The 14,107-nt window shown below is 62.3% G+C and carries 13 protein-coding genes; 7 read left to right on the top strand and 6 right to left on the bottom strand.

Annotated features, from left to right (window positions below; translation table 11 throughout):
- Nucleotides 1-219: 219 nt before the first annotated feature.
- The 4 genes from AC0QUY_RS19075 (at nucleotide 220) to AC0QUY_RS19060 (ending at nucleotide 5,545) form a co-directional block, all read left to right on the top strand.
- On the top strand, nucleotides 220-900 hold the full coding sequence (locus tag AC0QUY_RS19075; protein ID WP_161856509.1) for a response regulator transcription factor: 681 nt from the start codon (nucleotides 220-222) through the stop codon (nucleotides 898-900).
- Nucleotides 884-2,350, top strand: a complete 1,467-nt coding sequence (locus tag AC0QUY_RS19070) for a sensor histidine kinase (RefSeq protein WP_475387938.1) — start codon at nucleotides 884-886, stop codon at nucleotides 2,348-2,350. The genes AC0QUY_RS19075 and AC0QUY_RS19070 overlap by 17 nt, the downstream gene beginning before the upstream one ends.
- The gene (locus tag AC0QUY_RS19065; RefSeq protein ID WP_475387937.1) at nucleotides 2,347-5,283 is read left to right on the top strand and encodes a bifunctional [glutamine synthetase] adenylyltransferase/[glutamine synthetase]-adenylyl-L-tyrosine phosphorylase; all 2,937 of its coding nucleotides are present in this window, start codon (nucleotides 2,347-2,349) and stop codon (nucleotides 5,281-5,283) included. The genes AC0QUY_RS19070 and AC0QUY_RS19065 overlap by 4 nt, the downstream gene beginning before the upstream one ends.
- A 64-nt stretch (nucleotides 5,284-5,347) precedes the next feature.
- The gene (locus tag AC0QUY_RS19060; RefSeq protein ID WP_161853095.1) at nucleotides 5,348-5,545 is read left to right on the top strand and encodes a hypothetical protein; all 198 of its coding nucleotides are present in this window, start codon (nucleotides 5,348-5,350) and stop codon (nucleotides 5,543-5,545) included.
- A gap of 68 nt (nucleotides 5,546-5,613) precedes the next feature.
- On the opposite strand, the gene AC0QUY_RS19055 is transcribed toward AC0QUY_RS19060, so the two are convergent.
- From AC0QUY_RS19055 to AC0QUY_RS19045, 3 genes are all read right to left on the bottom strand, one after another.
- The gene (locus tag AC0QUY_RS19055; RefSeq protein WP_161853096.1) at nucleotides 5,614-5,835 is read right to left on the bottom strand and encodes a hypothetical protein; all 222 of its coding nucleotides are present in this window, start codon (nucleotides 5,833-5,835) and stop codon (nucleotides 5,614-5,616) included.
- A 581-nt stretch (nucleotides 5,836-6,416) separates the two neighbouring features.
- Nucleotides 6,417-7,169 (bottom strand): anti-sigma factor, encoded by a 753-nt coding sequence (locus AC0QUY_RS19050; RefSeq protein ID WP_161853097.1) that lies wholly within the window; start codon nucleotides 7,167-7,169, stop codon nucleotides 6,417-6,419.
- Nucleotides 7,166-7,744, bottom strand: a complete 579-nt coding sequence (locus AC0QUY_RS19045) for a sigma-70 family RNA polymerase sigma factor (RefSeq protein WP_161853098.1) — start codon at nucleotides 7,742-7,744, stop codon at nucleotides 7,166-7,168. Before AC0QUY_RS19045 ends, AC0QUY_RS19050 begins: the two co-directional genes overlap by 4 nt.
- A gap of 154 nt (nucleotides 7,745-7,898) precedes the next feature.
- Between AC0QUY_RS19045 and AC0QUY_RS19040 the strand changes: the two genes are divergently transcribed.
- Entirely contained in the window at nucleotides 7,899-8,675 is a 777-nt protein-coding gene (locus AC0QUY_RS19040) for a DUF4394 domain-containing protein (protein ID WP_161853099.1), read from the top strand.
- Nucleotides 8,676-8,978: 303 nt separating this feature from the next.
- Here AC0QUY_RS19040 and mddA read toward each other — a convergent pair whose 3' ends face one another.
- The gene (gene mddA, locus AC0QUY_RS19035) at nucleotides 8,979-9,761 is read right to left on the bottom strand and encodes a methanethiol S-methyltransferase (protein ID WP_475387936.1); all 783 of its coding nucleotides are present in this window, start codon (nucleotides 9,759-9,761) and stop codon (nucleotides 8,979-8,981) included.
- Nucleotides 9,762-9,808: 47 nt separating this feature from the next.
- Nucleotides 9,809-10,132, bottom strand: a complete 324-nt coding sequence (locus AC0QUY_RS19030; protein ID WP_161853100.1) for a hypothetical protein — start codon at nucleotides 10,130-10,132, stop codon at nucleotides 9,809-9,811.
- A 173-nt stretch (nucleotides 10,133-10,305) separates the two neighbouring features.
- Between AC0QUY_RS19030 and AC0QUY_RS19025 the strand changes: the two genes are divergently transcribed.
- On the top strand, nucleotides 10,306-11,955 hold the full coding sequence (locus AC0QUY_RS19025) for a winged helix-turn-helix domain-containing tetratricopeptide repeat protein (protein WP_475387935.1): 1,650 nt from the start codon (nucleotides 10,306-10,308) through the stop codon (nucleotides 11,953-11,955).
- Nucleotides 11,956-11,988: 33 nt separating this feature from the next.
- On the opposite strand, the gene AC0QUY_RS19020 is transcribed toward AC0QUY_RS19025, so the two are convergent.
- Nucleotides 11,989-12,837 carry a metal-dependent phosphohydrolase gene (locus tag AC0QUY_RS19020; RefSeq protein ID WP_475387934.1) on the bottom strand — a complete coding sequence of 283 codons (849 nt, stop codon included), beginning with the start codon at nucleotides 12,835-12,837 and terminating at the stop codon, nucleotides 11,989-11,991.
- A gap of 289 nt (nucleotides 12,838-13,126) precedes the next feature.
- Here AC0QUY_RS19020 and AC0QUY_RS19015 point away from each other — a divergent pair, with 289 nt between their 5' ends.
- Complete coding sequence (locus tag AC0QUY_RS19015) at nucleotides 13,127-14,074, top strand: ABC transporter substrate-binding protein (RefSeq protein ID WP_475387933.1); 948 nt, start codon at nucleotides 13,127-13,129, stop codon at nucleotides 14,072-14,074.
- The last annotated feature ends 33 nt before the right edge of the window (nucleotides 14,075-14,107 follow it).

Genomic DNA, 14,107 nt, shown 5'->3' with positions numbered 1-14,107 from the left:
CGTCTCCTTCCGGGGAGCGGGTCCAAAACTCGCTCCCTCTGGCAACCTTCCAGCGGAATACGCCCCCCTCCGTCGGAAGGGCCTAAGGGCGGTGAGGTCCCCCAGCCTCATCGCCCGCTTTTTTCACTTGATCGCGAGCATCCGCGGCCGCCTTGCATGTGCAGGGCGGCCGCGCCATGGTGAGAGAAAGCCATTCCCGTGACCGCAACTGCCCCGCAAATGCGCCTGTTGATCATCGAAGACGACCGCGAGTCCGCCGACTATCTGGTCAAGGCGTTCCGTGAAGTCGGCCACGTTGCCGATCTCGCCAGCGATGGCGAGGAAGGCCTGTCGATGGCCGAAGGCGGCGATTACGACGTGCTCGTCGTCGACCGCATGCTGCCCAAGCGCGACGGCCTCTCCGTGATCGGGAGCTTGCGCGAGAAGGGCAACCGCACGCCGGTGCTGATCCTCTCCGCGCTCGGCCAGGTCGACGACCGCATCAAGGGCCTGCGCGCCGGCGGCGACGACTATCTGCCAAAGCCCTATTCCTTCGCCGAATTGCAGGCACGCGTCGAAGTGCTGTCGCGCCGCAATGTCGGCCCGGCGGAAGAAACAACTTATCGCGTCGGCGATCTTGAGCTTGACCGTCTGTCGCATCGCGTTGCCCGCGGCAAGGATGAGTTGACGCTGCAGCCGCGCGAGTTTCGCCTGCTCGAGTATCTGATGAAGCATGCGGGCCAGGTAGTGACCCGCACCATGCTCCTGGAGAACGTCTGGGATTATCATTTCGATCCGCAGACCAACGTCATCGATGTGCATATTTCCAGGCTGCGCTCCAAGATCGACAAGGGTTTCGATCGGCCCTTGCTGCACACGATCCGCGGCGCCGGATACATGATCCGTGACGGCCTTCGGTAAGCTGATCCGCACCACGGCGTTCCGGCTGACGCTGGTCTATCTGTTTTTGTTTGCGCTGTTTGCAGCGTCGCTGCTCGGCTATTTCGCCTGGAACACGCGGCGGCTGATCAACGAGCAGATCACCGCCACGGTGAACGTCGAAACCGCCGAGATCACCGACATCTATACGCGCCGCGGCCTGCGCGGCCTCGTCTGGACGCTCGAAAACCGGGCGCTGCGGCCGGGCGCCAATCTCTATCTTGTCACCACGCCTGAAGGGAAAGCGATCGGCGGCAATGTCGGATCGCTGTCGCCGGGTGTGATGGCCTCGACCGGCTGGTCCGAGACCGCCTATCGCCGGCTCGACGAGCAGGACACCGCGGATCATCGCGCGCTGGTGCGGGTCACCGAACTCACCAACGGTTTTCGTCTCCTGGTCGGCCGCGACCTGGACGAGCGGCGGCGTCTGTTCGGTATCGTTGCCAACGCCGCGCAATGGTCGCTGCTGGTCGTCATCGTGCTCGGCATCGGCGGCGGCATTTTCGTGGCGCGGCGGGTGCTGCAGCGGATCGACGCCATGACCGGCACTACAAGGCGCATCATGGCCGGCGACCTTTCCGGGCGTCTACCGGTCGGACGCAGCGGCGACGAGCTCGATCGCCTCGCGGAAAACCTCAACGCCATGCTGGAGCGCATCGAAGCGCTGATGATGGGCCTGAAGGAAGTCTCCGATAACATCGCCCATGACTTGAAGACACCGCTGACGCGCATGCGCAACCGCGCCGAGGAGGCGCTGGCGAGTTCCGGCAGCGAAGCTGAATATCGCGCGGCGCTGGAACGCACCATCGAGGAATCCGACGGGCTGATCCGCACCTTCAACGCGCTCTTGATGATCGCGCGCGCCGAGTCCGGGCAGGCGCGCGGCAACATGGATGATTTCGACGCGGCCGACGTCGCCAAGGGCATTCACGAATTGTATGAGCCGCTGGCCGAGGACGACGGCATGATCCTGCGCGTCAAGACCGCGAGCGCGCCGCTGCACGGCAATCGCGAGCTGGTCGGGCAGGCGCTCGCCAATCTGGTCGAGAACGCGATCAAATACGGCAAGCCATCGCCGGTGGTGCAGCCAATGGACCCCGTCATTGCGGCGCGCACGCGGGAGATCCTGATCGAGGCGCGGCGCGAGGCCAATCATGTGCTGCTCAGCGTCACCGACCATGGGCCCGGCATTCCCGAAGCCGATCGCAAGCACGCGGTGGAGCGTTTCGTGCGGCTCGAGGCGAGCCGGACGCTGCCGGGTTCCGGACTTGGCTTGAGTTTGGCGTCCGCAGTGGCGACCCTGCATGGTGGCGAACTCAGGCTAGGGGATTCCCATCCCGGCCTGACCGCGACGCTGGTGATTCCGGCGCTATCTGCCGCGGGTGACAGGCTTGCAGCCCAAACGCCGGATGTGCCACAGAAGGTGGCATGAATTCTTCCGCCTTGGCCGCGCGTTTCGTGTGCGGGCCGCATATCCCGGCCACCAGCAACGCCGAACAACGCCTGGGAGACTGGCTCGCCGAACTGGAGCCGGAGCAATCGGCCGAGATCGGCGCGTGGCTGGATCGCCCATTCGCCAGAGCCATCCTGCTCGGCATTGTCGAGTTCTCACCCTATCTGTTCGACCTGGTCCGCACGGATGCCGTGCGGCTGATCCGGCTCCTGTCCTGCGATCCGGAACAGCACCTCGCCTCGCTGATCGAGGGAACCTCGTGCGACGTGCTCGCCGCCGCTGATGAGGCTGATGTCATGCATCTGCTTCGCCACATGAAGTCGGAGGCGGCGCTGATGATCGCGCTGTGCGACATCGGCGGGGTCTGGCCGGTGATGCGGGTAACGGCGGCGCTGACCGAGCTCGCAACCGTCTCCGTGCAAACGGCGCTGCGCTTCCTGCTGCGTCAGGAGATCGCGCGTGGCCGCATGACCGCCCTCAATCACGACAGGCCGGAGGAGGGCAGTGGGCTGATCGTGCTCGCGATGGGCAAGATGGGCGCGAGCGAATTGAACTATTCCAGCGACATCGACCTGATCGTGTTCTTCGATCCGGCCGCAACCTCGCTGGCAGCAGACATCGAGCCGGCGCCGTTCTTCGTGCGCGTGACGCAGGCGCTCGCTCGCCTGCTGCAGCAACGCTCTGGCGAGGGCTACGTGTTCCGCGTCGACCTACGCCTGCGGCCGGATCCCGCGTCGACGCAGGTCGCGATTTCGACCGAGGCGGCGCTGCATTATTACGAGCGGGAGGGGCGGACCTGGGAACGCGCCGCGATGATCAAGGCGCGCGTTTGCGCCGGCGACGCCGGGGCCGGCGAGGCGCTGATCGCGGAGCTCTCGCCATTCGTCTGGCGCAAGCATCTGGATTTTGCCGCGCTCGCCGATGTCCACGACATGAAGCGGCAGATGCAGACCTATCGCGGCCAGAGCGAGATCTCCGTCGAGGGCCACAACGTCAAGGTCGGCCGCGGCGGCATCCGCGAGATCGAGTTTTTCGCGCAGACGCAACAGCTCATAGCCGGCGGCCGCCATCCGGAATTGCGGGTGCGTCCCACGCTGCATGCGCTGCAGGTGCTGGCGACCAGCAACTGGATCACCTTTCAGGCCTGCGACGAATTGACGACGGCTTACGAATTCCTGCGCTGCGTTGAACACCGGCTGCAGATGATCGCGGACGAGCAGACGCATGCGTTGCCCGAAGATGCCGAAGCGATCGAGCGCTTCGCGCACTTCTTCGGCTATCAGAGCCGCGCCGCCTTTGCCAAGGATCTGCTCGGCCACCTCAACATCGTGCAGGGGCATTACGGCAAGCTGTTCGAGGGCGATCCGACCGGCACGGTGAAGCTGCCGCAGCTCAATTACGCCGCCGGGCCAGAGGATGCGCGCCTGCTCGATCATCTGACGACGCTCGGCTTCAAGAAGCCGGTCGCGGTGGCTGGCACCCTGCAGCTCTGGATGGAAGGCAATTACCGCGCGCTCCGTAATGAGGCGACCAAGGCCGCCTTCATCGAGTTCGTGCCCGGCCTGATCGACGGCCTCGCGCATGCAGAAGACCCCGACGATGCCGTGACCGCGTTCGACCGTTTTCTGGGCGCGTTGCAGCGCGGCGGCCGGCTGATTTCCTTGCTGAGCCAGAACCGCGATCTGGTCGCGCTGGTGGCGCTGATCCTCGGCGCGGCGCCGCGGCTCGGCGACATGCTGGCGCGCCAGCCGCAGATCATGGACGGGTTGATCGACCCGCGCTTCTTCGGGGCAATGCCGGACCAGAAAGAGTTGTCGGCGCGGCTGGCAACGACGCTGAAGGACGCAGATTCCTACGAAGACTTTCTCGACCGTCTGCGGCTGTTCGGGCAGGAAAGCCTGTTTTTGATCGGCACGCGCATTCTCTCAGGCACGGTGTCGGCGCAACAGGCCAGCGTCGCCTTTGCCGATGTCGCCGAGGGCATCGTGCATACGGTTCACGGCCTCGTCACCGACCAGTTCGCCAGCCAGTACGGCCGCATCAAAGGGCAGGAAACCGCGATTGTTGCGATGGGTCGACTCGGCAGCCGCGAGATGACGGCATCCTCCGATCTCGACCTGATCCTGCTGTACGATTTCGACGCTGATAACCCGGATTCCGACGGCGAACGGTCGCTGCACGGCGCGCAATATTTCGCGCGGCTGACCCAGCGGCTGATCTCGGCGTTCACGACGCGGACCAATTACGGCGTGCTCTATGAAGTCGACATGCGGCTGCGCCCGTCGGGCCGCGCCGGGCCGGTGGCGTCGCGGATCGAGTCATTCGCCGACTACCAGGAACGCGAGGCCTGGACCTGGGAGCACATGGCGCTGACGCGGGCGCGGGTGATTTCGGCTACGCCGGCGTTTCGCGACAAGATCGAAGGCGTCATCCGCAGCGTGCTGACGCGGCCGCGCGACGCAGCCTCTACCGCCGGCGACGTGGCCGACATGCGCCGGGCGATCGCGGCGGAAAAGGGCGAGGGCGACATCTGGGATCTCAAGCTCGCCGCCGGCGGCCTCGTCGACATCGATTTCATCGCGCAGTATCTGCAGCTCGTTCACGCCGCGGGAAAACCCGAAATCCTCAGCGTTTCCGCGCTGCAGGTGCTCGACAATGCCGCGCGTCTCGGGGTCCTGGCCCACTCCGACGCCGAGACGCTGCGCTCGGCCGCGCGGCTCTATCACGACCTGACGCAGATCCTCCGGCTTTGCGTCGTCGGCAAGTTCAATCCGGAAACCTCGGGCGAGAATTTGTTGCGGGTGATGGCAAGGGCGGGCGACACGCCCGACTTCTCGACGCTGGAGGCGCGGGTGCGCGAGACGCAGGGCGAGGTGAGGCGGGTGTTCCAGTCGCTGGTGGGCGGAGGGTAATGCCCGGTTTCTTACGGAGGAACTCATACGGCCGCTCGGAATTGTCGCGGATCAGGAGGCTGGGATGCATACCGAGATCAATATCTTCGAAAAACCCATCGAGCGCATCAGGAAGACCTGCGAACTGATGGGCCTGGGCGCGGATTTCGACCGCAAGCTGCCGGAACTTGAAACCCATCTGGAAGGGCTGGTGGCCGAAGGGGAGACCAGCGAAGAGCGGCTGACCGTGAGCGGCCTGACCTTCGTCAAGCAGGGGCGTTAGGCCTCAGTCGAGGCCGCTCCCACCCATCCTATGCGGGCTACGATGGCGCAGCGCCGGCAAAAACGGCGTCAGGAAATTTCGTCCGGAAGCTTCCAGGCCGGATCCGGCGCGCAGCCTTGCTCCCTGGTTTCCTTGACGCGATAGCCCGTCGGCAAAACCTGTCCGCCGGCTTCGTCGGAAACGGGAATATCGGAAATCAGGCCAGCCTGAAGCGCTTGCTTCCAGGCCTCCACCTCGGTCGGAAGGCCGGGGCCGATCTGCCTGTCGCCATCGAAAAGCGCGTAAGGCATGAACCCCTCCAAACAAAACCCCGCCAGCTATCTAAAATAACTGACGGGGCTTTGAGCTGATATTTCTGGTTGGATTTCTCCTTCCTGATCTACCTGCTCACACCTGTAACGCCGGACGATGGATGTCGTTCCCGATTTTTTTTGTTCGGCACGAAGAAATGGCGTCACTGCGATTGATGGGAACGGTGCGCAAATGGCGCTTGTCGGCGGTCCGCCCCAATCGCGTGGAACTATTGCCGCTTTTTCCCGCTTGAAACCGGCACGTTCAACTCTGGAGCGGATGGCCCATGCGCAAACTGCTATTTGGAATCGCACTTACCCTACCGATCGCCTTTGTGCCCCCGGCGACAGCAATGCCCGGTGGCTATCCGTTGATCCAGGACTCGCTGGTGAAGGGCGATCTGATCGAAGTAAAGGGCGGGCACGGCCGCGGTCATGGGTGGGGCCGCGGGCACGGATATCGTCCGTTTGGTTGGAGCCGCGGCCGTAAAGTCGGCTGGCGCGGCCGTGGATGCCCGCCCGGTCACTGGAAAAAGGGCTGGTGCTGAAACCGGACGGCCGGCACTTTCCCTCTGGGGCGACTACAAGGCCCGTGCCGCGTTGCCCTTGAACAGGATTGGGCCGGTCGGCCGTCCGATGGGTGAGCCGCCTTCCGGCTCCAGCGTGATCTCGAACAATTGGTCCTGCACGGTTTCCGGCAACGACTCCAAATTCAGCTGCAGCGTGCGCGACTGACCGGTGAGGCCGATCGATTTCGGGCCCACCGCGCGATCCCACAAGGTCCAAACCTGTAGCGTGCGGCCGGCGGGAACCTCGATCGGCCGTAACGGTATCAGCTCGACGCGGCCATTCGAAAATGCGTTGACGATGGCTCCGGCCTCTTTGGTCGCGTCGTTCACCAGCACGGCGACGTAGACGGGTTTACTCTGCGCCAGCGCAATCAGGTCGTTGCGAAGGTGACGCGACGTTGTCAATGCGCCGATCATGATCGTCGCAAAAAACAGCGCGGCGAAGGCGCTGCCGATACCGAGGCCGCGCCAGAACCGGATGTTGTCCCACAATGTGGCGCCACGCAGCGCGGCGCGTGCGGAGGGCAGGGCGTCGATTGGCGCGATTTTGGTTGCATCCGCGATGCGTTGCCAAAGCGCCGGGCTCGGTGGGGTTTCCTCGGCCGTGAGATCGAGGTCCGCAAGCCGCTCCCGCCACGCGCTGACGGCCTGAGCAAACGATTGGTCGGTCGCGATGCGCTGTTCGGCGGCGGCTTGCTCGGCACCGTCAAGCAGGCCCATCACGTAATCGGCCGCCATGGCGTTATCGGCGTCGTGCGGGTTCATCCCATGCACTCCTGCAACGCAAAGAGGCTGCGCCGTACCCAGCTTTTGACCGTACCGAGCGGAACCTTGAGCCGTCCCGCCAATTCGCCGTGGCTCATGCCGTGGACATAGGCCAGCACCACCACGTCTCGGCGGGGGCGGTCGATCTGCTCGAGACACCGGCGCAGCGCGCTGGTCTCCGGCAGCCGCGACAGGGTGGCCTCGCAGTCGACATCCCCGGCGCTTTCATCCGATGCTTCATAGCGGTGCTCGTCGCGATGAATGCTCAGCGCCCGGTTGCGCACCACCGCATAGAGCCAGCCGCGCGCGCTGCCGCGGCGTGGATCGAACCCTGCCGCGCCGCGCCAGATCCGGATAAAGGCGTCGTGTACGGCCTCTTCCGCAAGGTCCTGCCGAAACAGGATGCGGCGCGCGATGCCGACCATGCGCGGCGCCTCGCTGTCGTAGATCACGCGCAATGCGGTGCGGTCGCCGGCCGCACAACGCGCCAGGGCTGCGGCAAGCTGCGCCTCGCGCTCCCGATCGAGCACGGCGGGAGCATGCGGGCTTGCGGTGATGGTGCCATTTCCGGTCATGTCTATGCCTTTGCATGGCTGTTCTACCTTGAGATGCGGCATTTGGATGCATGTGCCGAAAATTATTTTCGGTGTGCTGCATCCGTTTCGCCGCGCCCGCCGGTACCCGCTGTGTTGGTCCCGAGAGGATCATAGCAACACAGGGAGCTCACCGATGAACTATCGTTCGATTTTCGCCGCCTCGGCCGCATTATTGCTGTCATCCGCAGCCGCCAACGCCGCGCAGGTCGCAGCCCTGATCGGCGGCGATACCATTGCGATGGTCGATACCGCGCAGAAGAAGGCGACCGGGTCCGTCAAGGTAACCGGCATTTCCGGTGCATTGGTCGGCATCGACGTGCGTCCGGCCGACGGCTTGCTCTATGGATTGGTCGACGATGGCACCATTGTGACCATCGCAATGGACGGCAAGGCCACGATGAAATCGAAGCTCGACACCATGCTTGCCAAGGGCGTGGCCGCGACGGTCGATTTCAATCCGGTGGCGGATCGCCTGCGCGTGATGGGTGCGGACGGGATGAATCTGCGGGCCAATGTCGATGACGGCAAGGTGACCAAGGACGGCGACCACAAGTTTGCCGACAGCGACATGCACAAGGGCGAGAAGCCGAACATCGTCGCCGGCGCCTATACCAATTCGGTGAAGGGCGCAAAGGAGACCGCGCTGTTCGATATCGACGGCACCATCGGCGGCTTGATCAAGCAGGCGCCGCCGAATGACGGCGTGCTCGGTGCGATCGGCAAGCTCGGGGTCAAGGCGGATGCCGTCGCGTTTGACATCTGGTCCGATGGCGCCGGCAAGAACGAGGCCTGGCTGATGGCTGGCGGCACGCTCTACAGCGTAGACCTCGCTACCGGAAAGGCGACCGAGGCCGCCAAGATCGCCGGCGTCAACGGCACGGTGAAGGACATTGCCATCATGGGAATGTAGCCGACCGCTGCGATCTCCGGACGCCTGGGCTCTGCCGGTTGCTTGCGCGACCGGCGGAATTTGCGGCGAGTTCGCGTTCTCATCAGAGGTTGTGCGCTCCGATGAGTAGGGGAATCGCGCGGGATATCAATAAAGCTGTCTCATGTTGCGATTTCAAAACGCAATCAAGACAAGGGCATAGGCAATGCCTATGGGCTGATGGCGGGCGAATTGGAGTTAACGCCCGATATCGTCACATTTGCGCAATGGAACGCGCCCGTCAGGCATGCCGTGACGGGCGCGTCTTGCACGCTTAACCGTTGGTCAGAAAACGCCCGGCACCAGCATCGCCACCTTTTCGCGATAGCGCCGATACTGATCGCCAAACATCGCCACCAGATCGCGCTCTTCGAGATAGATGCCGACGAAAATGTAGGCCGTCGTCACTGCAGCGAACAGCAGATGGCCCAGCGTCATGGTCGGCGTGCACCAGAAGGCGATGATGAAGCCGAGATAGATCGGATGCCGGATCAGGCGATACAGCCCCGGCGTCTTGAACTTCATGGGCTCAACTACGCGTCCGGCAAAATGCGAGACCACTTGCGTCAATCCGAACAGCTCGAAATGGCTGATCAGGAAGGTGCTGTAGAGCACGATGAGCCAGCCTACAAAACCGCCTGAGGTCACGACGCCGGCGAGAGTTGGATTCTCGATACTCCAGACCACCGCAGGCATCGGCTGCCATTGCCAGAACAGCAGGATCAGCGAAAGGCTCGCCAGCAGCACATAGGTCGAGCGTTCGATCGCAGGCGACGCGAAGCGCGCGAACAGCTTCTTGAAGCCCTGCCGCGCCATGCCGCTGTGCTGCACGGCGAAGATCGACATCAGCACCAAATTGACCAGCAGGGCCGTCGTCAGCGAGGACGTCGAACCAGTATCGACGGTCTTGGGTACGACAAACCCCGAGACGAAGCCGACCGCGTAGAGAAACGTGCCGAAGAAGATCAGGTAGACGATGCCGCCGTAGCAAAGGGTGAGCAGCCTCGTTGTAAGAGAGGCGACGGCGGGAGACGCCGCATTCGGTCCATTTTGCATCGTAATCGACATTTGAAATCTCCTCGATTTGGAATGGTGACGTCGGGCAATGGCTTTGGTCAGGACTGCTCGATGCGTCTGTGCTTGCGACGCCGCGCGGCTCTCTCGAGGGCGGGGTCGATCGGGCTGCGGTAGATGCGCTTGTTCTTCAAGTCACGATCTCCAGCCTGGTGCGCTGCGAGCCAGGCGGCTTGCCGATCGCGGTAGGCGATGGCGGCGGCCATCCAGCCGTCGAGAAGGCCCCGCAGCCGCGTGGGCAGGACGACAGGCCTAGCGACAGGGCTTGCCTGGATCGGTGCGTGGGTCCGTATGGCGCCGTCGTGCGGCAACAGGCCTTCTGGCGAAACATCCCCCTTGGTGGGATTGAGCAACAGGCCAATCATGGTCATCTCCGATTGAACGAGGATTGACCCGTCTGTAGATTGGGATTCCTGTTCTCGCTTGACGGAGTCCTTGAGAAGACCTTTGTTTTTCCTCCGGAAGTGACTGTTTTTACTTAGTTTGTATCGTGAACCGCCTGATAGTGGCGGATCTGCCTCGCGTCGGAATAACAGAGGTGGTATTGCAATACCGGTTTGCCGAGTATGAAATCGACCTCAGCCAGCATGAGCTGCGCCGGCTAGGCGAAGCCGTGCATATCGAGCCCCAAGTATTCGATCTCATCGTTCACCTCGTGCGCAACCATGACCGGATCGTCAGCAAGGACGAGCTGATCGAGACGGTCTGGAATGGTCGGATCGTTTCCGAAGCCGCGCTCTCCAGTCGCATCAACGGCGCCCGGCGCGCGCTTGGCGACAACGGAAACGACCAGCTCTTTATTCGGACATTGCATAAGCGGGGATTCCGGTTTGTCGGCGATGTTCAGGCCATTGATGCGCCGAAAGCCGATGCGGAGGCGGCTCAGCTTGTTCCAGACGTGCCGGGCAACGTTCCAGGCCGCGTCTCGGTTTCCGCCGAAGTGTCCCGCCTCGATGATATCGTCTCGGAATCCGTAAAGGCCGAGGCCGTCACGCGATCGTCGATCGCCGTGATGCCGTTTGGAAACATGTCTGATGACCCCGAGAACGACTACTTCAGCTATGGGCTGACGGAGGACATCATTCGCCTTCTCGCCCGTAACCGGTGGCTTTCGGTCATCTCGCGACACTCGACCATTGCGTTCAAGGGACGTGTGGTGGATGCACGCGAAATCGGTGAGTCGCTAGGCGTCCGGTATGTGTTGGTCGGCAGCGTTCGGAAGAACCGCGATACTGTGCGGATAACGGCGGAACTCGTCCGCGCTGCGGATGGAAAGCAATTGTGGGCCGATAAATACGACCTGCAGCTGGAGTATATTTTCGATATCCAGGAGGAGATGGCAAGGCAGATCGCCGCAACGATCGAGCCCGAACTGTCGAAGGTCGAGCAGCAGCTCGCTGCCCGCAAGGCGCCGGAAAGCCTGGACGCCTGGGATTGCTACCAGCGCGGTTTATGGAATCTGTGGCGCTTCACCACGCCGGGATTCGACTCGGCCGAAACCTATTTTCAGCGGGCGATTGCCGCCGATCCGAATTTTGCGCGCGGCCATGGCGCTCTCAGCTACGTCAATATTCAACGCGCGTTCATTGACGAACCGAAAGATCGCGCGGCGCGGCTGGTAACGGCGTTGCGCCAGGGGCGCCATGCGGTGGCGCTCGACGAGCTCGATTGCTTCTGCCACTGCGCGCTCGGACGCGCTTTGTGCCTGACCCATCAGAACGACGAGGCGCTGGCGGCGCTCGACGTATCGCTGGAGCTCAATCCGAGCTTTGCGCAGGCCTATTTCGCCCAAGGATTCAACATGCTGTGGTACGGACGGGAGATCGAGGCGGAGACGCTGCTCGATCGGGCAATCATGCTTAGTCCGCGCGACAGCCATATTTCTGCTTTCCACCATGTCCGCTCGTGGGCGCACTTCTCCCTGGGCGAGTATGACATAGCGGTCGAATTCGCGAGGCGGGCGACACGGCAGCCCAATGCTACCTATCAGGCGTTTGCGACACTTGCAGCGTCGCTCGGACTTCTCGGGGATCGGGCGCAGGCGGAATCGGTGGCCACGGAACTGCTGCAACGCAAGCCAAACTACAACACTGAAACGGCGCGACAGGAGTTCTTCTTCTGCAATGATGTGGGCTTCATCAATCGGTTCGTCGAAGGATTGCGTGTAGCCGGTGTTGCAAAGGCCTAGAGCCCCTTCCGTTCCGATGATTCTAGATTTTGATCACGGCTGCGGGCCGGACAAGTTCATTTCACGCTCGGCCCGGAAAACATTGCTGTGCAGGTTTGCGATCCATTGACGTCCACTTGAGGTGACATTGAGATAGCGTATTGCCGTCTGGATCTGCGGAGCGACGTTGTTCCAGTAGAATTGCGGATATTTGTAAACGACGTCTGCCGGCGTCTCGTAGCCGAGCGTTTTGTTCATGCCGACTTCTTGAAATTCGTAGAACAGGGCATTCGCTTTCTTCAGGTAGTTGGGGTCGCCGAGTTGCCCGATGAGGTCGGCCGCGCGCAGCAACAGGCCCTCTTCTTCAATCAGCTCGTCGTTTGACGATGAATCAACATAGGGAAATCGCGTATACTCGATTGCCCTGGCGATCCGGCTCGCATCGACTTCTTCGGTAGCGTCGAACCGCTCGAAGACGAACAGCTTCGAGCGGTCCACATGGTAGGGCCCCAGCGCGGCATCGGATGAACCGCGTGGCAGGCGAATGGTACGGCCGCCGAGATCTGCGATATAGGAGTCCCCGTCATCTCCCTGGACAATTCCGCGAACATATCCGATGTCGTGGGTGAGGCACGCCAGGATGAAATTGGTGTAATCGTCCGGTGTCGTTGTCCGCATCATCGTCCGGCCCATGAGGATGTCGTGGCCGGCAAGGGTCACGAGCATGGTGTGTTCGATGTTGTGATACAGGGCGTCGCTGTTGCCGATGCACTCCAATGTGAGCCTGGCTGCATAGGGGAGATATTCAGCCAGCCGGGCCTGGGAGGAGCCGAATCTGCTTCTGGTATCCGAGGCCAGGAACGATCCCAGGGCCTGCGCAACCAGTTCCGGGATTGTGATCATCTGAACACCCCATCTCGATTGTGTGGTGTCGGCGCAACATTCGCGTATCGGTGCAGCACCATAGCACGTTTGTTTGGATAGGCCGGATATCGCCCCGTTCATGCCGCCCACAGGGAGTCTTGGGGTTTGATAACGGTGGGTCAGCTGCCGTGACGTATTTGGGCAGGAGTGCTTGCTGCGACCGCCTGCCAAGCCAAAATCAAGATTATCTTCAGATTATCTGCATACGGGCTCTAAGCGCGGCGCGCCGATACAGGTCATATTCGTCGGCATGAAACGACGAGAATTCATGGCGCTTGCGGGTGCTGCGATGGCCTGGCCGGTCACCGCATTCGCTCAGGATTCGGCAAAAGTTTATCGTATTTTCTGGGTTTCCATCCAATCCCAGCCCGACCCGTTTCTGGATGGGTTCAGGGAGGGATTGCGGGCGCGCGGTTACATCGAGGGCAAGAACCTCACCCTCGAACTTCACTTCGGCAATCCCCAGGCGCTGCGCGAGGTGGTCGCCGAGCTGAGGCGTGGCAACATCGATCTTGCCGTATCGAGCGGTCCTGCGACGCGTGCGCTGACGGAGGTCAAGGACATTCCCGTCCTGTTTGCCCTCAGCGGTGATCCGGTGGCGTTGGGCCTCGTCAGCAGTCTTGGTCAGCCCGGCGGCAATTTCACCGGCTCGACGTTCCTGTCGCTTGAACTGGCGGGGAAGAGGGTTGAGTTGCTCAAGGAGGTCGTGCCGACCCTGCGCAGGCTTGCCGTGTTTTCGAACAGCAACCATCCGGGAGAGCAATCGGAGTGGCGTGCGACCAGGGAGGCCGCGACCAAGCTGGGCATTGAAACGGTTTATGTTCCCTTCGCCGGTCCGAACGAACTGGACAGCGGGCTTGCCGCGGCGGGTGAGGCGCGTGCGGACGCCTTGCTGGTGTTCCCGGACGTTCTCACGATGGTACATCGGAACAAGATTGCCCAGTTCGCCATCGCGCATCGGCTGCCGTCGATGTTCGGCTGGAGCGAATATTGTGAGGCCGGCGGAATGCTGAGCTATGGGGCCAACCAGCGCGCGACCTATTTTGGGCTCGCGACCTACGCCGATCGGATCTTGCGCGGCGAGAAGCCGGCCAATCTTCCCGTCGTGCAACCCACGAAGTTCGAACTGGTCGTCAATCTCAGGACGGCCGAACAACTCGGCATTGACCTCGACAAATCGTCCGTCCTGTTTCGCGCCAACAGGGTGATCGAATGAATCGGGCATATCTCATATTGGTTTGAAACACTT

It is taken from the genome of Bradyrhizobium sp. WYCCWR15520, assembly GCF_056174665.1.
Note: the sequence above shows the minus strand (reverse complement) of the source record. Positions and strands in the feature narration are given on the sequence as shown.